This is a genomic window from Amycolatopsis sp. NPDC005232 (genome assembly GCF_040607795.1).
Lineage (GTDB): Bacteria > Actinomycetota > Actinomycetes > Mycobacteriales > Pseudonocardiaceae > Amycolatopsis.
The window spans coordinates 57,234-78,458 of sequence record NZ_JBEXHL010000009.1 but is presented as its reverse complement, the minus strand read 5'-3'; the positions used below and the strand labels follow the sequence as shown (position 1 = coordinate 78,458).

The window sequence follows — 21,225 nt, the reverse complement described above, 5'->3', positions numbered from 1 at the left end:
CCGCGGCAAAAGGGGGTCACTCGACATGTGTTCCGCGTGTGGCGTGCCGACGCACGTCCTGGAGGAAGGCGGCGGGGACGGCGCGGTCACGACCGCGCCGCGCAAGTTCGCCGCGCTGTACAACAAGGACTGCCGCCCGTACCTGTTCGGCGCGGCGCTGGCGATGATGGCCGACAACATCGAGCACGTCATCACGTACTGGGTGCTGTGGGAGAAGTTCCACTCGCCCGCGCTCACCGGCTTCGAGGTGATCAGCCACTGGGTGCCGTTCCTGCTGTTCTCGGTGTACTTCGGCGGGCTGGCCGATCGGCACGACTGCCGGCGGATCATCCAGGCCGCGCAGGTGTTGTTCATGCTCGTGTCGGCACTGTGGGGCGTGCTGATCCTCACCGACACGCTGCAGATCTGGAGCGCGTGCGTGCTGCTGATCCTGCACGGTGTCGCGGGCGCGGTCTGGGGTCCGGGCGAACAGCTGATGCTCCACGACTTCGTCGGCCCGTCCGAGCTGCCGAGCGCGGTGCGGCTCAACGCGACCTTCCGCAGCCTGGGAATTCTCTTCGGCCCGGTCGTCGGGTCGGCACTGCTGCTCGGACTGGGGCCGGTGGCGGGGATCTTCGTGAACGTCGCGTTCTACCTGCCGCTCACGATCTTCTTGTTCCGCACCAAGTTCACCGGCCACACGCGCGACGGCGGCATCGTGGCGCGGCCGCGCGTGGGGCTGTTCGACTCGGTGCGGGTCCTGCGTGAGGTCGGCGCGAACCCGACGATGGTCGGGATGATCATCCTGGCCGGGCTCGGCGCGTTCTTCGTCGGCGCTTCCCTGCAGAGCGCGATGCCGATCTTCGCCCAGGACCTGGGCGCGGGCAGCGCCGGCACGGCGTACGGCGTGCTGCTGTTCGCCAACGGCGCCGGCGGTGTGCTCGGCGGCATCCTGCTGGAGGCGACGGGCCGGATCAAACCGAGCGTGTTCGCGGCGGTGGTCAGCACGGCGATCTACGGGTTGTCGAGCCTGTTCTTCGCGATGACGGCAAGCTATCCGCTGGCGTTGGTACTGCTGGTGATCGGCGGTGTCGCGAACCTGGCGTCTATGTCGATCGGGCAGACGGTGGTGCAGCTGCTGGCGAAACCGGCCGAACGCGGGCGGGTGATCGGGGTCTACAACGTCTCTGCCAACGGCCTGCGCGCCGGGAGCGGGTTCACCGTCGGCCTGCTCGGTGCGGCGGTGGGGGTGCACTGGTCACTCGGGCTGAGCGCGGCCGCGCTGACGGTGGGGACGGGTATTTCCGGCTGGTACTCGCTGTGGGGGAAGCGGGCGCGGGAGGCTCGGAAGCAGCTGCAGCACGTGGCCGACTGAGGTTCTGGAGTCCTTTCGGTGCCCGTCGCCCCTTATCCGGGGCGGCGGGCATCGTCGTTTGCGCTGGTCACGCACAGCGACCGCGATTTTTGTCGGTGCCGCCGGTTACGGTGTCTTCGTCGGGCCCAAGCCTTGCCATCACCGTGCGCGACAGCGCGCTCACCAGCGCAAATCGCACTGGACCCGCCCGTACCCGAAGTCGTATAGTCCCCTTGCATATAGTCCACATGGAATAACCACGCCGGATCACTCGAAAGGATCAACAGCCATGGTTGCGGCGAAGCTGACCGCTCTGGGGGTGGCCGTGCTGGAGCTTCTCCACGAGAAGCCGATGCACCCCTACGAGATGGCGCAGCTCATGCGCGAGCGCTACGTGGACCAGCGTGTGAAGCTGAAGGCCGGGTCGCTCTACCACACCGTGGAACGGTTGCAGCACAACGGTTTCGTCGAGATCGTCGACACCCAGCGCGACGGTCGGCGTCCTGAGCGGACCGTGTACGCGATGACAGCGGCCGGCAAGGACGTGTTCGAGCAGCGAGCTCGGGAGATGCTGGGCGACGTCGCCCAGGAGTACCCGGAGTTCCTCAGCGGGCTGGCGGTCATCGACGACCTCGGCCGGGACAAGTCGCTGGCCGAGCTGGAGCACCGCCTCACGCTGCTGCGCGCGAGCATCGCGGCCGACCAGGTGATGTTCAAGAAGGTGCGGGACAACGCGGTCCCCGAGATCTACTGGCTCGACTTCCGCTACGCCGCCGCCCACCGGGCTTTCGAGCTCGAGTGGTGCGAACGCCTGCACGCCGATCTTTCCGCAGGGCGCATCCGGTTCCAGGACGAGAAGCCCTCCCTCAGCCTCATCAAGGAAGACCATGAACGCAAGACAAGCTAACCCGTGGGCCGCGCTGAGCGCGTTGTGCCTCGGGTTCTTCATGATCCTGCTGGACACCACCATCGTGTCCATCGCCGTGCCGAACATGCTGAATAAGCTCAACACGGGCTTGAACTCCGTGGTGTGGGTGATCAGCGTCTACCTGCTGACCTACGCCGTGCCGATGTTGTTCACCAGCCGCCTGGGCGACCGCTTCGGGCCGAAGCGCGTGTTCCTCGCCGGCCTGGTCGTGTTCACGGGCGCGTCGCTGTGGTGCGGCCTGTCCGGCAGCGTCGAGATGCTCATCGCGGCGCGCGCCGTGCAGGGCCTCGGCGCCGCGCTGATGACGCCGCAGACGCTGGCGTTCATCACGCACCTGTTCGCGCCCGCCAAGCGCGGCCCGGCGATGGGCGCGTGGGGCGGCGTCGCCGGCCTGGCCACCATCGCGGGCCCGCTGCTGGGCGGCGTGCTGGTCGACCACCTCGGCTGGGAGTGGATCTTCTTCGTCAACGTGCCGATCGGCGTGATCGCCATCGTGCTGACGGTGCTGCTCGTGCCCGACTGGCAGCCGAAACACGCGCACGCCTTCGACTTCATCGGCATCTTCCTGTCGGCAGCCGGGCTGTTCTGCTTGGTGTTCGGCGTGCAGAACGGCCAGCAGTACGACTGGGGCACGGTCTTCGCCGGCATCACGGTGTTCGAGTTCATCGGCGCCGGCGTGGTGCTGCTCGTGGCGTTCGTGCTGTGGCAGAAGTACAACCGCCGCGAACCGCTCGTGCCGCTCAACGTGTTCAGCAACCGCAACTTCTCCGCAGGCACGCTCACGGCCACCACGGTCGGCTTCACGATGACCGGGATGTTCCTGCCGCTGATCATCTACATCCAGACGGTGCTCGGCCTGAGCCCCACGCTCGCCGGCGTGCTGACCGCGCCGATGTCGCTGCTGTCGGGTGTCATCGCGCCGTTCGTGGGCCGCGCGTCCGACCGCATCAACGGCAAGTACCTCGTGATGGGCGGGCTTTCCCTGCTCGCAGTGGGCATCGGCATCATCGCCGTGCAGGCCCGCCCGGACACCAGCCCGTGGGCGCTGATCCCGGCGCTGCTCGTCTGCGGTCTCGGCATCGGCTGCATCTTCTCGCCGATGAGCAACCTGACCATGGCCTCGGTCCAGCCCCAGCTCGCCGGCACCGCGTCGGGCATCTTCAACACCGCCCGCCAGGTCGGCGGCGTCCTCGGCAGCGCGGCCATCGGCGTGCTCCTGCAGGCCCGTATCAGCGCCTCCATCGCCGACGAGGCCACCACCGCCGCGGCGCAGCTGCCCGAGCAGTACCGCCAGCCCTTCGCCGACGGCATCGCCCACGCCGCCGCCTCGACCGGCGAGTTCGGCTCCTCCGCGGGCCCCGCGCCCATCCCGGGCCTCCCCGCCGACGTCGCCGCCCAGGCGGGCCGCCTCGCCTCCGAAGCCGTCCACAACGGCCTCACCGACGCCGCCCGCGCCACGCTGATCCTGCCGATCGCCGTGCTCATCCTGGGCGTCCTCTCGGCGGCTTTCCTGCGCCGCGTAACCCCCCGCCCCGCCCCGACGGCCACCACCCCGACCACCTCGGAAACCCCGGTCACCGCCTGACTTGGCAGGCACACCGAGCCTCGTGAGCGCAGGCTTCAACCCGCGCTCACGAGGCTTGGCGAAGGGTGCGCCGATCAACCACAAGGCCGCCCGCCGTCGAGGTTGCCACGTGAGCAAAGACGATCGCCGACGAGTCTTGGCCGGCAGCGCACCTCACGCACGACGCCTCAGGCCGGCGGCGGGCGACAGCTACGGACCACCGCGCCCCGCAAGTGGCCAAGCCGGTCCCACCAACCTGTGCTCATGAGCCTCCGCGGATACGGCACAAAAGACGTGCTGCCCCTCGGCCGCCGGTGCGGGAGCCGGGGCCGAGGGGCGGCACGTTTACCGCGGGAGAAAAGTCGAGGGGTCAGCAGCCAGGCACGGCCGAAGTCGGCCGGCCGGGCGGCAGCAGGCTCACCCGCGCAGAGGTGGGGAGCTCTTCAGCGCCTCAGAACCACCAGCACGAACTGGGTCGCGGTGTTTCGGCGCGCGCAGGCGTGCCCACCACGCGGAGCGCAGCCTGTTCGGCGGCGTGGATTCCGTCACCCGGACCGTCATGCGGCACCGTGGTCCCTTCCCGGCATCTGCCTTGATACCGTCGAGGCGAGCTGAGTCGATATGTTGCGAGCAACAACAAACTAGCTCCACGTTCGGGTGTTGCAGGTCACAATTCGGCAACGCTCGCTACGCGCGGTAGCTTTCACCCGTGCGTCTTGTACTTGCTTCCCAGTCCCCCGCCCGTCTCGCGTTGTTGCGCGCCGCTGGGCTTGAGCCGAGTGTCGTGGTGTCCGGCGTCGATGAGGACGTCGTGGCCGCGGCGCTCACCGATCCAGCGCCCGATGAGCTCGTGATGGCACTCGCCGCGGCGAAGGGCAACGCCGTGTTCGCCGAGGTGGCCGGTATCCACTCCGACGCGGTGATCGTGGCGTGCGACTCGATGCTGTCGATCGGCGGCGAGATGGTCGGCAAGCCCGGCACGCCGGAGATCGCGCGGCGGCGGTGGGAGGTGATGGCCGGCAACTCCGGCGAGTTGCTGACCGGCCACGCCATCATCCGCGTCGAGAACGGCCACCGCACCAAGGAAGCCGCCGACACGCAGCGCACCACCGTCCACTTCGGACGACCCAGCGCCGAGGAGCTCGACGCCTACATCGCCACCGGCGAGCCGCTGCAGGTGGCGGGCGCGTTCACGCTCGACGGGCTCGGCGGCTGGTTCGTCGAGGGCATCGAGGGCGACCCGTCGAGCGTCATCGGGCTCAGCCTGCCGCTCGTGCGGCGCCTGTTGACCGAGGTCGGCGTGAGTGTCGTGGATCTCTGGACGCCTCCCACATTCTGAGAAGACTTTCACTCCACCGAGTGATCGAAGAAAGTTCATGTTCGGCCCGGTTCGGGCCTGAACGGGAACTTTCGACCTCTGGGGTGGCTTCGTGTCCTTCCTCCGCGCGTACACCAAACCTCGAGTCTTCGCGGCCGCGGTGATCGGCTCGCTTGTCGTGGGCGCGGCGCTCGGCGTCCTCGCCCGGACGACGAGCGCCACAACGCTGACCAACGTCCTCCACGAAATCGGCGAAATCTTCACGACGCTGCTGCAGATCGCGGTGATCCCGCTGGTCTTCACGGCGATCGTGGTCGGCATCACCAGCCTGCGCGGCCTCGGCGGCGGGCGCACGGCCGCGCGCCTCGGCGGCCGCACGGTGCTGTGGTTCGCCATCACGTCGTTCATCGCCTCGCTCATCGGCATCGCGATCGGCACGCTGTTCAGCCCCGGCGCCGGCGGCCTCGGTGCGGGCATCGCGGCCACGGCCAAGAACGCCGACAAGGCCGCCAAGAGCGTGAGCAACTGGGGTTCGTGGGATTCCTTCATCGACGGTCTGCTCCCCCAGAACTTCTTCTCCGCCTTCGCCGACGGCAACACCCTCCAGGTGCTCTTTCTTGCCGTGCTGATCGGCGCCGCGGCCTACAGCCTTGGCGACAAGGCCAAGCCGTTCGTCGACTTCACCACGAGCGTCTTCGAGATCATCCAGCGCTACCTCGGCTGGATCGTGCGTCTGGCCCCGCTCGGCATCGCCGGCCTGATCGGCGCCGCCGTGTCCAACTACGGCGACGCCCTCTTCCGCCCGCTGCTCTCCACCACGGCCGCGGTCTACGTCGGCTGCCTGCTGGTGCTGTTCGTCGTCTACCCGATCCTGCTGAAGTTCGTCGCCAAGATCAGCCCGGCCACGTTCTTCGCCAAGGCCGGCACGGCGATCCAGTTCGCGTTCGCCTCGCAGTCCTCCGCCGCGACGCTGCCGCTCACCCGCCAGGCCGCGGTGAACCTGGGTGTCGAACCGTCCTACGCCGCCTTCGCCACGCCGCTCGCCAGTGCGACCAAAATGGACGGTTGCGCCGCCGTTTTCCCTGCCATCGGCGCCATCTTCATCGCGAACCTCTCGGGCGTGCAGCTGAGCATCGGGCAGTACGTGGGCATCGTGGTGGTCGCCGTGCTCGGCGCGCTCGCCACCGCCGGCACCACGGGCTGGCTCACCGCCCTCACCCTCACCACCGCGTTCATCGGCCTCGACGCCAAGCAGGTGGCGCTGGGCATCGCGCTCATCTACTCCGTGAACCCGATCATGGACATGATGCGCACGGCCACCAATGTCGCCGGCCAGATCGTGGTCCCGACCATCGTCGCCCGCGCCGAAGGCCTGCTCGACGACACGGTGCGCGATACCCCGGCCCCCAAGGTCCAGGCCGAGCCGGTCAGTGCCTGACCAAACCGCCTGACCAAACAGCGTCACCAAGCAGCCTTGACCAAACCGCCTGATCCGACGCGACGGCGGCTGGGCAACAGCACCAGCCGAACTCAGCCGCCGTCCGCACACGGCCGCAGCTCCGAGGCCCGCACCTCGACCTGCGGCCACCCCCTCAGATCCGACGGCGACGCCACCTTCTTGGTACAGCCGAGCTCCGTACCGTCGAGCTGGTAAACCTCGGCGAGCACCGGCGCGGCCTGGCACTTGGGCGTGCCCGGTGTCGCATCCGGACACTCGTGCCGCACGACGATCACGTCGGGCCGGCCGTCGGTGTCGACGTCGAAGAGCGAAAGCGTGCCGGCGTCGGCGAAGTAGGGCTTCCCGAAGTCGCGCCACACCCCGCCCGAGCCGACGAGCAGCTCGCCGAACGCGCCGCCCGCGCCGTCGCCCCCGCCGACGTCGCCGGTCACGAGGCACGCCGACGTCTCCCCCGCGATGCAGCGCAACGACTCCGCAGTCAGCTTCGCCCCCATCGTGGTGATCGCGAGCTCGAACTCCGTGCCGGGCTGCGGCCCCACCTGCACGCGCCCCCAGCCGCCGGACGCGTCGGAGAGCAGCACGACCGGGGTACCGCCCACGGTCATCGCGGCCAGCTGGCGGCACGCGCCGCTGCCGCACGTCGCCGTGGTGGGCGCCGCCGGCTCCAGGCTCACGGGCGGAACGCCGGGCGCACCGTCGGGTTTCGGGCGCAGCACGACGACGACCACCAGCGCGGCCACCGTCACCACGGCGGCGAGCACCGCCGTGAGCAGCGCGGACCTCGGGGTCCGGGTCGGCGAAATCCGCATATCCGAGACTGTAGGCGACCTTGCGGAGGGTGGCCGTCTATGTTGTTCCGGTGACGAACCCCAACCTCCCCCCGGCCCTGTATCTGCCGACCGGCCCGGTCTCCGGGACCACGGACGGCGGTACCGGTGCCAACATCGAGCTGCGCCGCACCCCCGACGGCCGCGTGGCGCTGGTCGCGTTCACCGCGCTCGACCGGCTGATCGACTGCTGCGGCGAGCACCAGCCGTGGATCATGATCAACACCGAGCACCTGCCGAAGATCCACCAGGTCAACCCCTACGACGTGATCGTGCTCGACTCCGAACTCCCGGTCGAGCTGCGCCACACCGCGCGGGTATAACGAAACCACCGGGTGGTCCAGCTCTCATCCAAGCGGGTAGTGCGGTCCGTAGACTCCGGGACACCAGGCAGTGGAGCTCACGGGAGGTACCGGGTGACCGAGCAGGACGTCGCGAGCACGGGTGGTCCGGTGACCAAGATTCTCGTCGCCAACCGCGGTGAGATCGCGGTCCGCGTGATCAGGGCGGCGAAGGATGCGGGTCTCGAAAGTGTGGCCGTGTACGCCGATCCCGACCGCGACGCACCCCACGTGCGCCTGGCCGACGAAGCGTTCGCGCTGGGCGGCACGACCGCCGCCGAGAGCTACCTCTCCATCGACAAACTCCTCGACGTGGCCAAGCGTTCCGGCGCCGACTCCGTCCACCCGGGATACGGGTTCCTGTCGGAGAACGCCGATTTCGCCCAGGCCGTACTGGATGCCGGGCTCACGTGGATCGGCCCGAGCCCACAGTCCATTCGCGACCTCGGCGACAAGGTGACCGCGCGGCACATCGCGACGCGCGCCGGCGCGCCGCTCGTGCCCGGCACCAAAGAGCCGGTGAAGAACGCCGACGAGATCATCGCGTTCGCCGACGAGTACGGCCTGCCCGTGGCGATCAAGGCGGCGTTCGGCGGCGGCGGGCGCGGCCTCAAGGTCGCCCGTACGCGTGAAGAAATCCCCGAGCTGTTCGAGTCCGCGACGCGCGAGGCGGTGGCCGCGTTCGGCCGCGGCGAGTGCTTCGTGGAGCGCTATCTCGACAAGCCGCGCCACGTCGAGGCGCAGGTGCTGGCCGACCAGCACGGCACCGCGATCGTCGTCGGCACGCGCGACTGCTCGCTGCAGCGCCGCCACCAGAAGCTCGTCGAGGAGGCGCCCGCGCCGTTCCTGTCCGACGACCAGCGCCGGCGCATCCACGAATCGGCCAAGGCGATCTGCAAGGAAGCCGGCTACTACGGCGCCGGCACCGTCGAGTACCTCGTGGCCACCGACGGCACCATCTCCTTCCTCGAGGTGAACACCCGCCTGCAGGTGGAGCACCCCGTGTCCGAGGAGACGACGGGCCTCGATCTCGTGCGCGAGATGTTCCGCATCGCGCGCGGCGAGAAGCTGCGCATCACGGAAGACCCCGAGCCGCGCGGGCACTCCATCGAGTTCCGCATCAACGGTGAGGACGCCGGCCGCGGTTTCCTGCCGGCGCCGGGCACCGTCACGAAGTTCATCTCGCCCAACGGCCCCGGCGTGCGCGTCGACTCCGGCGTGGAGTCCGGCAGCGTGATCGGCGGCCAGTTCGACTCGATGCTCGCGAAGCTGATCGTCACCGGTTCCGACCGCAACAACGCGCTCGAGCGCAGCCGGCGCGCGCTGGCCGAGTTCGTGGTGGAGGGCATGGCGACCGTGCTGCCCTTCGACCGCGTGATCGTGGACGACCCGGCGTTCATCGGCGACGAGAACGGTTTCTCGGTGCACACGCGCTGGATCGAGACCGAGTTCGACAACAAGATCGAGCCGTTCGTCGCACCTGATGCCGAGGCCGAGGAAGAGGCCCCGCGGCAGAACGTGGTGGTCGAGGTCGGCGGCCGGCGCCTCGAGGTGTCGCTGCCGGGCGGCTTCGCGCTCGAAGGCTCCGGCGGGGCGACGGCCACGAAGGCCAAGCCGCGCAAGCGCTCGGGCGGCGCGAAGGCAGCGGTGAGTGGCGACGCCGTCACGGCGCCGATGCAGGGCACGATCGTGAAGATCGCGGTGGAGGAAGGCCAGCACGTCGAGCCGGGCGAGCTGATCGTGGTCCTCGAGGCGATGAAGATGGAAAACCCGGTCACGGCGCACAAAGCGGGCACCGTCACGGGGCTTTCGGTCGAGGTCGGCGCCGCCGTGACCCAGGGCACGCAACTTCTGGAGCTCAAGGACTGAAGTTGTGCCGAATGTCGTGGGTCCCCGGGCCCGCTGCGGCATACCATCGTCGGTGTGACAGAGGTTCCGTCTCCGCAACTGCGGATCAGTGACCAGGAACGGGAATCCGCGCTGAATGCGCTCGGTGAGCACATGAGCGCGGGGCGGATCAACATCGACGAGTACGGGGAGCGCTCGGCGCGCATCACCGCGGCCAAGACGCGGGGTGAGCTGGCGGGGCTGTTCGACGACCTCCCTGCTCCGCACCCGGTGTACGGCGGTGCGGCGCCCGTCGCGCCCGCACCTGTTCCCGCCGCGCCTCCGGTTCCCGCGACCGCTCCGCAGACGACGGTGGCCCGGCCGGACGGGTGGAACGGTGGCCAGCGAGCGGCGGCCGCCCTGGTGCCGCTGGTGTGGATCGCGACGATCGCGCTGATCGCCACGGGCACGCTGCCCGCGTGGCCGCTGGTCATCGCGCCGATCGCGCTCAGCATCATCGGCCGGGCACTGTGGGGCCACGGCGGCGGCAACCACCACAACCACCGGGACCGCCACCGCGAACACCGCATCGACCACCGCGAAGCCCGTCGCGAGATGCGTGACGAGATGCGCGACGAGTTCCGTCGCCGACGCGACCGCTGGTGAGGCGTACCCCGTGCCCGACATGCGGCTGAGCGACGAGGAACGCCAGGACGCGCTCGACGTGCTTTCCGAGCACGTCCGCACCGGCCGCCTGGACGTCGACGAATACGGCACCCGCTCGGCCAAGGTCACGGCCGCCAAGCGGGTCAGCGACCTGGAACCCCTGTTCGACGACCTGCCCTCACCCCGGCCGAGTGCGCTGCTGGCCGTTTCGCGGCCCGGGGCCACCGCCGTGCCTGCTCCGAGCCCCGCCGGCGACAGCGCGTTGATGCGCTTCGCCCTGCGGTTCGCCGTGCCGATCGCGGTGGTGGTGGCGATCGCGGTGTTCGTGCTGTCGCGCGGGCGGCTCATCCTCGTCTTCGCGCTGCCGCTGGCGATCCTCCTGATCACGGGCTGGCGCCGGCGCTGATCCACCGATCGGTGGAGGCCGGCGTCGAACGGTGGACCCCGGCGCGCGCGTCGAGCTGCGAGAATCGCGCCCATGATGGGTGTGGTGCCGGGTGTCGTGCACCCGCACGGCGAGCGGCTGGCCGGGCCGCTGTTCGCCGCGATCGGGATCGTGGCGCTCGCCGTGTGCACGATCTGGGCGGCGGGTGACCACGTCGGTGCGGTGACGCTCGTCGTCGCGGGCCTGTCGGCGGCGTGGCTGCTGCTGCTCGTGCCCTTGTTCCCGCGCCGGGCGCGACACCCGTGGCTCGCGGTCGGGTTCTTCGCCGGCCTGCTGGCCGGGGCGGCCGCCCTCACGACGCTCGACACCACGTACACGGCCTTCGCGTCGATCGGCTACCCCATCGCGTTCGTGCTGTTCGCCGCCCGCTGGAGCATCTTCGCCGTGACCGCGACGGCTGTGGTTCCCTTGTTGGCCAAGGGAATCTGGGGCGCGGACACGCCGACGCCGGCCTGGGTGTTCGTCGTCTCGGTAGTCGGGCCGATGCTGTACGCGGCGTGGTTCGTCGGCGCGGAGAACGACAAGCGGCGACGCGCCAACGCGGCCCTCGCCGAGGCCAACGCGCGGCTCGAAACAGCGCTCGAGGAGAACGCCGGGCTCCACGCGCAGCTGCTCACGCAGGCGCGCGAGGCCGGCGTGCACGACGAACGCCGGCGCATGGCGCGCGAAATCCACGACACGCTCGCGCAGGGCCTCACCGGCATCGTCACGCAGCTGCAGGCCGCGGACCGGGCTTCGTCCGCGGAGTCCCGGCAGCGCCACCTCACCCAGGTCCACACGCTCGCCAAGGACAGCCTCACGGAGGCCCGCCGCGCCGTGCAGGCGTTGCGGCCCGAGCCGCTCACGGACTCGCGGCTGCCCGAGGCGTTGGCGGACCTGGCGCGGCGCGTCACGGACACGTCGGGCGTCGCGGTGACGGCCGAGACCTCCGGCGAACCCGTTCCGCTGCTGCCGGAGCTGGAGGTGACGCTGTACCGCGTGGCGCAGGAAGCCTTGGCCAACGCGGAAAAACACGCGCGCGCTTCGCGGATCGCCGTCTCCCTCACCTACGCCGGCGACGTCGTCCTCCTCGATGTCCGCGACGACGGCGCCGGCTTCGACCCCGCGTCACCGGCGCGTGGCGACGGCACCGGCTTCGGCCTGCAGGCGATGCGCCAGCGCGTGCGGCGTGTGGCGGGGACGTTCGCGCTCGAATCGGCACCGGGCGAAGGCACCGCGGTCAACGTGCAGCTCCCGGCCATCCCGGCGGACCGATGATCCGCCTTCTGCTCACCGACGACCATCCGATCGTCCGCGACGGCCTGCGCGGCGCGTTCGAGGGCTGTTCCGACATCGAGGTGATCGGCGAGGCGGCCACGGGCGTCGAGGCGCTGGCCTTCGTCGCGCGCCATCACCCCGACGTCGTCCTCATGGACCTGCGCATGCCCGAGCTCGACGGCGTCGGCGCGATCCGCCGGCTCGCCACCGAGCACCCCGCCGTGCGCGTGCTGGTCCTCACCACGTACGACTCCGAGTCCGACGTCCTGCCCGCCATCGAGGCGGGCGCCACGGGTTACCTGCTGAAGGACGCGCCCGTCGCCGACCTGCAGCACGCCGTCCGTGCTGCCGCCCGCGGCGAGTCCGTGCTCGCGCCCGCGGTGGCTGCCCGCCTGATGGAGCCGCTGCGCCGCCCGAAGCCGGGCGCGTTGACCTCCCGCGAGCTCGATGTCCTGCGGCTGGTCGCCGCCGGCGCCACCAACCGCGCGGCGGCGAACCAGCTGTTCATCAGCGAGGCCAGCATCAAGACACACCTGCTGCACGTCTACGCCAAGCTGGGCGTGAACGACCGCGCGGCCGCCGTCGGCGAGGCTTACCGGCGCGGGCTGCTCTGACCTTCACCCATTTGCCGGACAACGTCCGGTTCGTCTGCTTCGTGAACTCTCCGACAAAGGGGAGAAATTACATGAAGCTCAGAGCACTGGCGGTCGCCGCGACCGCTGTCGTCGTGACCGGCCTGGGGGCGGTCCCGGCGAGCGCGGAGACCTGGCACGCGACCTTGCTGCCCCTGCCGAAGGGGCACGAGGACGCGACCGGCTTCCTCATGGGCGCCGACGGCCACGGCGGCTTCGCCGGCGAGTTCGCCATCGACGGCACCTCACAGGTCGTGACGTGGACCAACGGGCAGCCCACCGTGCGCGGGCTCCCGGCGGGGTACGAGTTCGCGAGGGTGGTCGACGAGAACAGCTCGGGCGTGGTCCTCGGCGACGCGGTCGACTACGACACCGGCCTCGTCCGCGGATTCCTCTTGGACGGCAACGGTTTCCACCTCCTGCCCGAGGCTTCGGGCTACGTCGGCAGCCAGGCCACCGCGCTCAACGACCGCGGCGACGTGCTGGCGCTGCTCTTCGCCGACGACCCGGCCAAGGACACCGTCGCACTGTGGCCCGTTCTCGGGCAAGGCCTGGTCATCGTCCCCCACACCGGTGAGTGGGCCGACGCACGCGACCTCGACGAGGACGGAACCGTGCTGTTCTCGGACCACCTGTGGAAGAACGGGGCGAGCACACCGCTGGCCCTCCCGGCCGGTTACTCCTCGGCGTTCGCGCTCGCCATTCGCGACGGCGTGGTGGTCGGGTTCGCGAACCCGGACGGCCCGCCGCCGAGCCAGGCGTTCAGGTGGACCGCCCCGGACCGCCCCGAGCCGCTGCCCCAGGGCGACCAGGCCCGGTTCGTCAACAGCACCGGGTTGAGCGCCGGTCAGCTGCCCAACCTGACGACGCCGAACGCCGGCGCGCCGTTCGCCTGGCAGGACACCACGCCACTCGGCAAGTTGCCCCTGCCCGACGGCTACCGCAGCGGCGACGTCCACTCCGTCGGCGACGACGGCACGATCGGCGGAATCGTGTCCAACGGGCCGCTCGACGAGGGTGGCGCACCCGTCATCTGGGAGCGCTGAGGGCCCGGCTCTGGTTACGCTCGTGGCGTGGAACCCGTGGAGATCAACGCGGGCGCGTACTACCTGCGCCAGCTGCGGGCGGACCGGCACCTCGACGACCGGGCCGCGCTGATGGAGGCGTTCGCCGATCCGGAGCACAAGCGTTACGTGCTGAACTACCGGCTGCGGACGCTCGACGAAGCGACCGAGTACATCGCGCTGCGCACGGCGCAGTGGTCGTGCGACGAGCGGTGCTCGTGGGCGGTCGCGGAGCCGACGACCGGACGGCTGCTCGGGGAGGTCGGGTTGCGGGATCTGGACCTGACGTTCGACACCGCCGAGGCCTCCGTCTGGACGCATCCCACGGAGCGGGGCAAGGGCGTGGCGAGCACGGCGCTGAGCGCGGCTCTGCGCTACGGCTTCGGCGGGCTCGGGCTGCAGGAGATCAGTTACCGGCACGAGGAGAGCAACGTCGTGTCGGCGTCGGTCGCCGCGAAGTGCGGGTTCGCGTACGTCGGACCGGAGCGGACGCCGGCGCCGACCGGTGAGCCGTTGATCAGGTGGATCCGCAAGGCCTGAACCAGCGGTGAAAATTCAGCGAAGGGCGCCTCGGCCGAGCCGGGGCGCCCTTCGGTTCAAAGCCGCCAACGGCACCTTCAGGGAATCCGAGTCCCTCAAGGTGCCCTTGGCGGACCTCAGCTCACCGGCTCGATGATCCCCGACCGAGCCTCCGGCGCCGAAGCCCGCAACGCGTCCGCCGACTCGTCCGTCGGCTGCGACTGCGACTGGCGTTCGGCCTCCACGCGGGCCGTGTAGACGTCGACCTCGCGCTTGATCGTCTCCGCGGACCAGCCCAGCACCTCGCCGACGAGGCGCGCGACCTGGTCGGCGCAGTCGGCGCCGCGGTGGGCGTACTCGATGGAGATGCGGGTGCGCCGCGCGAGCACGTCTTCCAGGTGCAGCGCGCCTTCGTGGCTGGCGGCGTAGACGACCTCGACGCCCAGGTAATCGGGCGCGGAGTCGATCGGCTTGAGCAGCTCGGGACGGCCTTCGGCCAGCGTGAGCACCTCGTGGACCAGCGAGCCGTACCGGTCGAGCAGGTGCCGCACGCGGTACGGGTGCAGGCCGTGCTGCGCGGCCAGGTGGTCGGCCTGGTTCACGAGCGCGTGGTAGCCGTCGGCGCCGAGCAGCGGCACCTTGTCCGTGATGGACGACGGCGGCCGGCCAGGCAGGTCCACCACGGCGGCGTCGACGGCGTCGGCCGCCATCACGCGGTACGTCGTGTACTTACCGCCCGCGATCGCGACCAGGCCCGGCGACACGCGCGCGACGGCGTGCTCACGCGAAAGCTTCGACGTCTCCTCGCTTTCGCCCGCCAGCAGCGGACGAAGGCCGGCGTACACGCCCTCGATGTCGTCGTGGGTGAGCGGCGTGGCCAGCACCGTGTTCACGTGGTCGAGGATGTAGTCGATGTCGTGCTTCGTGGCCGCGGGGTGCGCCAGGTCGAGGTGCCAGTCGGTGTCGGTCGTCCCGACGATCCAGTGGTTGCGCCACGGGATGACAAAGAGGACAGATTTTTCAGTGCGCAGGATCAGTCCCGACTCCGAGACGATCCGGTCGCGCGGCACCACGATGTGCACACCCTTGCTCGCGCGCACGCGGAACCGCCCGCGCCCGCCCGAAAGGCGCTGCAGCTCGTCGGTCCACACGCCGGTGCAGTTGATGACCGCGCCGGCCTGGATCTCCGTCTCGCGCCCGTCCTCGACGTCGCGCACCCGCACGCCCGAGATGCGGTCGGCCTCGCGCAGGAACCCCACCACCTGGGTCGACGTGCGCACCACGGCGCCGTAATACGCGGCGGTGCGGGCGACGGTCATGGTGTGGCGGGCGTCGTCGGACTGCGCATCGTAGTAGCGGATGCCACCGATGAGCGACGACCTTTTCAACGCAGGAACCATCCGCAAAGCACCCGCGCGGGTGAGGTGCTTCTGCCCCGGAACGGACCGCGCGCCGCCCATCTGGTCGTACATCAGCAGGCCCGCGGCGGTGTAGGGCCGCTCCCACACGCGGTGGGTCAGCGGATACAGGAAGCTCACCGGCTTGACCAGGTGCGGGGCCAGCGTGGTCAGCATCAGCTCGCGCTCGTGGAGCGCTTCGCGGACCAGGCCGAACTCCAGCTGTTCCAGGTAGCGCAGGCCACCGTGGAAGAGTTTGCTCGACCGGCTCGACGTGCCGGATGCCAGGTCACGGGCCTCTACGAGCGCCACGCGCAGGCCGCGAGTCGCCGCGTCGAGCGCCGTCCCGGCACCCACGACCCCGCCGCCGATCACGACCAGGTCGAAGGTCTCCTTGCCGAGGCGCTGCCAGGACTCCTCGCGCACCGTCGGCCCCAGCTTCGCTTCCGTCACCGCGGCTGCCCTCCTCGCGACTGGCTGTTGCACACCCCCAGCATTGCACGACTACCGAGCACTTCGCCCGGCCGGAAACTTGTCCGTACCGACGTGGCAGAGCAGCATGGACGATCTCGGCGCAACGACGCGGCGAATTGGGAGGGAAGCGATGAGCGAACAAATCTCTCAGAGGTCAAACGCTTGGAGCCGACTACGCACGAGCCTTGGGGGCGAATTACTCGCAGAGTTCCTGGGAACGGCCGTCATCATCATGCTGGGTTGCGGCTCGGTCGCGGTCGCTGTGGTCGGCCTGCCCGGCTCCGGCCGGCAGTCGGTCGCCTTCGGGGCGTCCAACTGGCTGATCATCGCCTTCGGCTGGGGCATCGCCGTGATGTTCGCGGTCTACATGACCGCCGGCGTCAGCGGCGCGCACCTCAATCCGGCTGTCACGCTGGCGTTCGCCGTCCGGCGGAAGTTCGCGTGGGCCAAAGTGCTGCCGTTCTGGGGCGCGCAGGTGGTCGGCGCGCTGGCCGGGGCCGCAGTGGTCTACGCCGTGTACCACGACGCGATCAACGTCTTCAACGCCACGCAGAACCCACCACTGTCGCGACCGGACTCATTGGGCACGTTCTCCATCTTCGCGACCTTCCCGGCCGAGTACTTCGGTGGCGGGGTGTGGGGACCGCTGCTCGACCAGATCGTCGGCACCGCGATCCTCGTCGGGATCATCGCGGCCTTGATCGACACCCGCAACAACGCGCCCCAGAGCAACATGGGGCCGTTCCTGATCGGCTTCGTGGTCGTGGGAATCGGGCTGTCGTTCGGCACGAACGCGGGTTACGCGATCAACCCCGCGCGCGACCTCGGGCCAAGGCTGCTGACCCTGTTCGAAGGTTGGGGGAACAAAGCCTTCCCCGGCAACGGCGACTGGTTCAGCAACTACTGGTGGATCCCGATCGCCGGGCCTCTCATCGGTGGTGTGGTCGGCATCCTGATCTACGACCTGCTCATCGGCCAGGTGCTCACGGCACGCGAGAGCGCGCTCGTCCAGGTCGAGCCGGAGCCGGGGCGGGTCCCGGCCGAGGAGCCGAGCCATCGGGCGGGCGCCGAATGACCGGCAAGATCACGTTTCCGCTGGGTCTCGCCAGCGCGAGGGAGCAATCATGACTTCGTACGTAGCCGCGATCGACCAAGGCACCACATCGACCCGCTGCATGATCTTCGACCACTCCGGCCGGGTGGTCGCCGTCGACCAGCGCGAGCACGAGCAGATCTTCCCCAAGGCCGGCTGGGTCGAGCACAACGCGGAAGAGATCTGGGAGAACACTCGCGCCGTCGCCGGTGGCGCGGTCGCGAAGGCCGACTTGAACACGCGCGACATCGTCGCCGTCGGCATCACCAACCAGCGCGAGACGGCGCTGGTGTGGGACCGCACCACGGGCAAGCCGGTGTACAACGCGATCGTCTGGCAGGACACGCGCACCGACAAGATCGTCGCCGACCTCGGCGCGCTGGGCGGCGGCCAGGAGCGTTACCGCCCGAAGGTGGGCCTCCCGCTCGCCACGTACTTCTCGGGCCCGAAGATCAAGTGGGTCCTCGACAACGTCGACGGCGCCCGAGCGAAGGCCGAGGCCGGTGACCTGATCTTCGGCAACATGGACACCTGGGTGCTCTGGAACATGACCGGCGGTGTCGACGGCGGCATCCACGTCACCGACCCGACCAACGCGTCGCGCACGCTGCTGATGGACCTCGACACGTTGCAGTGGGACGCGGACATCGCCGCGGACATGGGCATTCCGCTCTCGATGATGCCGGAGATCCGCTCGTCGTCGGAGGAGTACGGCAAGGTCCGCGAGAAGGGCGCGCTCGCGGGTGTGCCGATCGCCGGGATCCTGGGCGACCAGCAGGCCGCGACGTTCGGCCAGGCCTGCCTCTCGCCCGGCGAGGCCAAGAACACCTACGGCACCGGCAACTTCGTGCTGCTCAACACCGGCACTGAAAAAGTCATGTCGGACAACGGCCTGCTCACCACGGTCTGCTACAAGATCGGCTCCAACGACACCGTCTACGCGCTCGAAGGCTCGATCGCGGTCACCGGTTCGCTGGTGCAGTGGCTGCGCGACAACCTGGGCATGATCGCGTCGGCCGCGGAGATCGAGGAGCACGCCCGCACGGTGGAGGACAACGGCGGTGCGTACTTCGTGCCGGCGTTCTCCGGTCTGTTCGCGCCGTACTGGCGTTCGGACGCGCGCGGCGCGATCGTCGGCCTCACGCGGTTCGTCAACAAGGGTCACCTCGCGCGGGCCGTGCTCGAGGCGACCGCGTTCCAGTCGCGTGAGGTCATCGACGCGATGAACGCCGACTCCGGCGTGCCGCTCAAGTCGCTGAAGGTCGACGGCGGCATGGTCGTGAACGAGCTGCTCATGCAGTTCCAGGCCGACATCCTCGGTGTGCCCGTGATCCGGCCGGTGGTCGCCGAGACCACGGCGCTGGGCGCGGCCTACGCGGCCGGCCTGGCCGTCGGGTTCTGGGAGTCGGAGGACGACATCCGCACGAACTGGGCGCAGGACAAGCAGTGGGACCCGTCGATGGACGAGCCGCGCCGCGAATCGGAGTACCGCAACTGGAAGAAGGCCGTGACGAAGACGTTCGACTGGGTCGACTGACCCCGCGGCTTCGTTTCGGCGAACGACCCCCGTCCGGTTTCGGACGGGGGTCGTTCGCATTCCTGGATACGGCAGGCGTTCGGGTCAGGCGCCCCAGCCCTCTTGGGTGCCGGACTGCTCGTTGGGTGCCATGAGCTGGAAGGACGCGCCCTGGTTGTCCTTGGCCATGAGCATCCGCCCGAAGGGCGTGTCCACCGGGTTCTCGGTCACGGTGCCGCCCAGTTCGGGGATCTTGGCCGCGGCGGCGTCGACGTCGGCGGACCAGAAGTAGGTCATCCAGCCCGGTTCGTAGTCACCGTTCGCCTGGCCAAGGCCGCCGGTCGGGCGGCCGTCGATGTCGAGGGTGGCGTAGGTGAACTCGTCGTTCGAGATGTCGTTGAACGAGTAGCCGAAGACGTTGCCGTAGAAGGTCTTGGCGGCGGCGAAGTCGCGCGACATGTTCTCGTTCCACGCGAGCGCGCCCGGTGCGAGCGTGACCTGCGTACCGGAGTGCTGACCGGCCTGCCAGAGGCCGAACACGGAGCCCGTCGAGTCCGTCGCGATCGCCATGCGCCCCTGGGTCATCACGTCCATCGGCGGGGCGACGACGTGGCCGCCGGCCTCGGTGATGGCGGCCACGGCCTTGTCCACATCGGACACGGCCAGGTACGTGGTCCACGCGGCCGGCATGCCGGCTTGCTCGGCCGGGATCTCCCCCACCCCGGCCACCGGCCGCCCGGCGAGCTGCGCCATGCCGTAATAGCCGGTTTCGGCGCCGCCGAACTGGACGTCCCAGCCCAGCAGGCTTTCGTAGAACGTCTTGGCCGCGGTTCTGTCGGGCACCATCAGGTCGACCCAGCACGGCGTGCCGTCGGGCCAGCGTTCGTCGCGGAACAACATCTGCACTCCCCATGATCAGTTGCGATGCGGATTGTGTCTGCGGCCACAGTCTTGCACCGGCCACCGACAAAACCGCGAACCATCACGAACGAGCAGCGATCAGTGACCGTCGGCGACGAGCCGCGCGTAGACGATCACGTTGTCCTCGTAGTTGTGCGCCGCGCGGTCGAACGCCCCGCCGCACGTGATGAGCCGCAGCTGCGCGTCGGGAGTGTCGCCGTACACCGCGTCGCTCGGGAACACGTCCTTCGGCACCTGGTCCACCTTGGTCACTTCGAACCGCGCCGTGCTGCCGTCTTCCCGCTTGATCGAGACCTGGTCCCCGGGCGCCATTTCCTTGAGGTGGAAGAAGATCCCCTCGTGCTTGTTGCCGTCCACGTGCCCGAGCACCACCGCCGGCCCGCGCTCCCCCGGCGTCGGCGAGTACTCGTACCAGCCGGCCTGCAACGGCGTGCTCACCGGCGGCACCTGCACGGTGTTGTCGGCGTTGAGCCCGAGCGGGACGAGCGTGGAGTGCGCGTCGATCTTCGGGATGTCCAGCGACACTGGTTTGGACTTCGGCAGCACCACGGACGTCTCGGGCGCCGGCGGCGTCAGGGAATGTCCCACCGGCGGCGGGGACGAAGCGGACGGAGCGGCGCAGCCACCGAGCACGGCCAGCGCAGCCAGAGCCACCGCGGTGAAAGTCTTTCTGAACATGTCTCCCCCTTCGGGTCCCGAGGGCGCACTGAGCACCCAACCAGGTGACCGAGCGCGGTCGCCGGAGGGGCCGCGACTCCCCTCCGGCGACCGGGTTTCGTCAGCCGCGCGAGCGGCGCCGCGCCAGCACCATGCCCGCGCCGCCGAGGGCCAGCACGCCCATCGCGCCCGCGGCCACCGCGAGCCCGGACGACGAGTCGTCGACGGGACCGTCGGTGCCACCGGTCTGCGGCGCCCCCACCGGCACCTTGGTGACCTGCTTCGGCGTCGTCGGCGTGGTCACCACGGCGTCCTTGGCCGGCAGGACCTTGAAGCTCTGCGCGAGCTTGGCCTTGCCGCAGAGGAACGTGACGGTGTAGGTCCCCGGCTTCGCGTTCTTGTTCACGTCGGCCGGCGTCTGGTAGACGTACGCGGTCTCGAGCGGCTGCTCCGTCCCGACGGCGTGAAGCTCCCCGAACGTGATCACCGGCGAAGACAGCTTCATGCTCGTCTCCGGCGGGCACACCACGCGCGCCGTGACCGAGTCACCGGCTCTGGCCGCGCGTGGCAGGACCGTGAGCGACGGCTTGGGCGGCCGGTGCTCGCCCGTCGGCGGCGTGAGCTTGTCCGACGTGGGCGGGACCGGCGTCGAGGTGCTCGACGTCGGCTGCCCGGGCGTGGTCGGCGCGGTGGACTCGGCCGCGAAGGCCGGCGCGGCCGTGAGCAGACCGGCCGCGAGAATCGACGAAAAAACTGCAATGCGTTTCATGGAGTTTCCCCTCAACTGATTTTCCCCAACGGAGAACAGCGGATTCCACAACCCCGCGCGTACAGTTCCCCCTGCCGCGCGGCCGTGCTCCTCCGACACCATGAAGACGTCTCTGACCTGCACCGAGTTGTCAATCAGGGTAACGATTCGAGCACGCCGAGAACTCGGGTCGGTGCACACGAAAAAGCCGCCGGATATGGTTCCCGGCGGCTTTTCAG

Annotated in this window: 20 protein-coding genes; 15 read left to right on the top strand and 5 right to left on the bottom strand. The window is 69.7% G+C overall.

All coding sequences use genetic code 11. The features are described from left to right. Nucleotides 1-43 precede the first annotated feature (43 nt). The 5 genes from ABZU76_RS18975 (at nt 44) to ABZU76_RS18955 (ending at nt 6,581) form a co-directional block, all read left to right on the top strand. Nucleotides 44-1,354 (top strand): MFS transporter, encoded by a 1,311-nt coding sequence (locus ABZU76_RS18975; RefSeq protein WP_354871043.1) that lies wholly within the window; start codon nt 44-46, stop codon nt 1,352-1,354. A 268-nt stretch (nt 1,355-1,622) separates the two neighbouring features. Then, entirely contained in the window at nt 1,623-2,240 is a 618-nt protein-coding gene (locus ABZU76_RS18970; RefSeq protein ID WP_354871040.1) for a helix-turn-helix transcriptional regulator, read from the top strand. Next, nucleotides 2,221-3,846: a DHA2 family efflux MFS transporter permease subunit gene (locus ABZU76_RS18965; RefSeq protein ID WP_354871038.1), complete on the top strand. Its 1,626-nt coding sequence runs from the start codon at nt 2,221-2,223 to the stop codon at nt 3,844-3,846. Before ABZU76_RS18970 ends, ABZU76_RS18965 begins: the two co-directional genes overlap by 20 nt. 688 nt (nt 3,847-4,534) lie before the next feature. Further along, entirely contained in the window at nt 4,535-5,164 is a 630-nt protein-coding gene (locus ABZU76_RS18960; RefSeq protein WP_354871035.1) for a nucleoside triphosphate pyrophosphatase, read from the top strand. A gap of 91 nt (nt 5,165-5,255) precedes the next feature. Further along, nucleotides 5,256-6,581, top strand: coding sequence for a dicarboxylate/amino acid:cation symporter (locus ABZU76_RS18955; protein ID WP_220246306.1), 1,326 nt, complete (start codon nt 5,256-5,258; stop codon nt 6,579-6,581). Nucleotides 6,582-6,673: 92 nt separating this feature from the next. On the opposite strand, the gene ABZU76_RS18950 is transcribed toward ABZU76_RS18955, so the two are convergent. After that, nucleotides 6,674-7,411, bottom strand: coding sequence for a hypothetical protein (locus tag ABZU76_RS18950; RefSeq protein WP_354871033.1), 738 nt, complete (start codon nt 7,409-7,411; stop codon nt 6,674-6,676). A gap of 50 nt (nt 7,412-7,461) precedes the next feature. Between ABZU76_RS18950 and ABZU76_RS18945 the strand changes: the two genes are divergently transcribed. From ABZU76_RS18945 to ABZU76_RS18910, 8 genes are all read left to right on the top strand, one after another. Continuing rightward, nucleotides 7,462-7,752, top strand: coding sequence for an SAV_915 family protein (locus tag ABZU76_RS18945; RefSeq protein ID WP_285970436.1), 291 nt, complete (start codon nt 7,462-7,464; stop codon nt 7,750-7,752). Between the two features lie 93 nt (nt 7,753-7,845). Beyond that, entirely contained in the window at nt 7,846-9,639 is a 1,794-nt protein-coding gene (locus tag ABZU76_RS18940; RefSeq protein ID WP_354871031.1) for an acetyl/propionyl/methylcrotonyl-CoA carboxylase subunit alpha, read from the top strand. A 54-nt stretch (nt 9,640-9,693) separates the two neighbouring features. Then, nucleotides 9,694-10,263: a DUF1707 domain-containing protein gene (locus ABZU76_RS18935; protein WP_354871029.1), complete on the top strand. Its 570-nt coding sequence runs from the start codon at nt 9,694-9,696 to the stop codon at nt 10,261-10,263. A gap of 19 nt (nt 10,264-10,282) precedes the next feature. Beyond that, nucleotides 10,283-10,669: a DUF1707 domain-containing protein gene (locus tag ABZU76_RS18930; RefSeq protein ID WP_354871589.1), complete on the top strand. Its 387-nt coding sequence runs from the start codon at nt 10,283-10,285 to the stop codon at nt 10,667-10,669. A 72-nt stretch (nt 10,670-10,741) separates the two neighbouring features. Next, nucleotides 10,742-11,965 (top strand): sensor histidine kinase, encoded by a 1,224-nt coding sequence (locus ABZU76_RS18925; protein ID WP_354871026.1) that lies wholly within the window; start codon nt 10,742-10,744, stop codon nt 11,963-11,965. Further along, nucleotides 11,962-12,579: a response regulator transcription factor gene (locus ABZU76_RS18920; protein ID WP_354871023.1), complete on the top strand. Its 618-nt coding sequence runs from the start codon at nt 11,962-11,964 to the stop codon at nt 12,577-12,579. The genes ABZU76_RS18925 and ABZU76_RS18920 overlap by 4 nt, the downstream gene beginning before the upstream one ends. A gap of 71 nt (nt 12,580-12,650) precedes the next feature. Beyond that, nucleotides 12,651-13,643, top strand: coding sequence for a hypothetical protein (locus ABZU76_RS18915; protein ID WP_354871020.1), 993 nt, complete (start codon nt 12,651-12,653; stop codon nt 13,641-13,643). Between the two features lie 27 nt (nt 13,644-13,670). Beyond that, nucleotides 13,671-14,201 (top strand): GNAT family N-acetyltransferase, encoded by a 531-nt coding sequence (locus ABZU76_RS18910; RefSeq protein WP_354871017.1) that lies wholly within the window; start codon nt 13,671-13,673, stop codon nt 14,199-14,201. Nucleotides 14,202-14,317: 116 nt separating this feature from the next. On the opposite strand, the gene ABZU76_RS18905 is transcribed toward ABZU76_RS18910, so the two are convergent. Continuing rightward, entirely contained in the window at nt 14,318-16,030 is a 1,713-nt protein-coding gene (locus ABZU76_RS18905) for a glycerol-3-phosphate dehydrogenase/oxidase (protein WP_354871015.1), read from the bottom strand. Nucleotides 16,031-16,181: 151 nt separating this feature from the next. Here ABZU76_RS18905 and ABZU76_RS18900 point away from each other — a divergent pair, with 151 nt between their 5' ends. Beyond that, complete coding sequence (locus ABZU76_RS18900; protein WP_354871013.1) at nt 16,182-17,126, top strand: MIP/aquaporin family protein; 945 nt, start codon at nt 16,182-16,184, stop codon at nt 17,124-17,126. Between the two features lie 49 nt (nt 17,127-17,175). Further along, nucleotides 17,176-18,681, top strand: a complete 1,506-nt coding sequence (glpK, locus tag ABZU76_RS18895; protein WP_354871011.1) for a glycerol kinase GlpK — start codon at nt 17,176-17,178, stop codon at nt 18,679-18,681. Nucleotides 18,682-18,765: 84 nt separating this feature from the next. Here the strand turns inward: glpK and ABZU76_RS18890 are convergent, their stop codons facing one another. From ABZU76_RS18890 to ABZU76_RS18880, 3 genes are all read right to left on the bottom strand, one after another. Further along, on the bottom strand, nt 18,766-19,560 hold the full coding sequence (locus tag ABZU76_RS18890; RefSeq protein ID WP_354871008.1) for a VOC family protein: 795 nt from the start codon (nt 19,558-19,560) through the stop codon (nt 18,766-18,768). Between the two features lie 99 nt (nt 19,561-19,659). Further along, the gene (locus ABZU76_RS18885; protein WP_354871006.1) at nt 19,660-20,259 is read right to left on the bottom strand and encodes a class F sortase; all 600 of its coding nucleotides are present in this window, start codon (nt 20,257-20,259) and stop codon (nt 19,660-19,662) included. A 100-nt stretch (nt 20,260-20,359) separates the two neighbouring features. Continuing rightward, on the bottom strand, nt 20,360-21,007 hold the full coding sequence (locus ABZU76_RS18880; protein ID WP_354871003.1) for a hypothetical protein: 648 nt from the start codon (nt 21,005-21,007) through the stop codon (nt 20,360-20,362). Nucleotides 21,008-21,225 lie beyond the last annotated feature (218 nt).

Excerpts from the sequence above, each read along its gene's own strand:
- ABZU76_RS18925 (WP_354871026.1), top strand. The coding sequence starts at position 10,742 with ATGATGGGTGTGGTGCCGGGTGTCGTGCACCCGCACGGCGAGCGGCTG.
- ABZU76_RS18890 (WP_354871008.1), bottom strand. The coding sequence starts at position 19,560 with ATGTTGTTCCGCGACGAACGCTGGCCCGACGGCACGCCGTGCTGGGTC.
- ABZU76_RS18930 (WP_354871589.1), top strand. The coding sequence starts at position 10,283 with ATGCGGCTGAGCGACGAGGAACGCCAGGACGCGCTCGACGTGCTTTCC.
- ABZU76_RS18965 (WP_354871038.1), top strand. The coding sequence starts at position 2,221 with ATGAACGCAAGACAAGCTAACCCGTGGGCCGCGCTGAGCGCGTTGTGC.
- ABZU76_RS18920 (WP_354871023.1), top strand. The coding sequence starts at position 11,962 with ATGATCCGCCTTCTGCTCACCGACGACCATCCGATCGTCCGCGACGGC.
- ABZU76_RS18915 (WP_354871020.1), top strand. The coding sequence starts at position 12,651 with ATGAAGCTCAGAGCACTGGCGGTCGCCGCGACCGCTGTCGTCGTGACC.
- ABZU76_RS18970 (WP_354871040.1), top strand. The coding sequence starts at position 1,623 with ATGGTTGCGGCGAAGCTGACCGCTCTGGGGGTGGCCGTGCTGGAGCTT.
- ABZU76_RS18900 (WP_354871013.1), top strand. The coding sequence starts at position 16,182 with ATGAGCGAACAAATCTCTCAGAGGTCAAACGCTTGGAGCCGACTACGC.
- ABZU76_RS18950 (WP_354871033.1), bottom strand. The coding sequence starts at position 7,411 with ATGCGGATTTCGCCGACCCGGACCCCGAGGTCCGCGCTGCTCACGGCG.
- glpK (WP_354871011.1), top strand. The coding sequence starts at position 17,176 with ATGACTTCGTACGTAGCCGCGATCGACCAAGGCACCACATCGACCCGC.
- ABZU76_RS18885 (WP_354871006.1), bottom strand. The coding sequence starts at position 20,259 with ATGTTCAGAAAGACTTTCACCGCGGTGGCTCTGGCTGCGCTGGCCGTG.
- ABZU76_RS18880 (WP_354871003.1), bottom strand. The coding sequence starts at position 21,007 with ATGAAACGCATTGCAGTTTTTTCGTCGATTCTCGCGGCCGGTCTGCTC.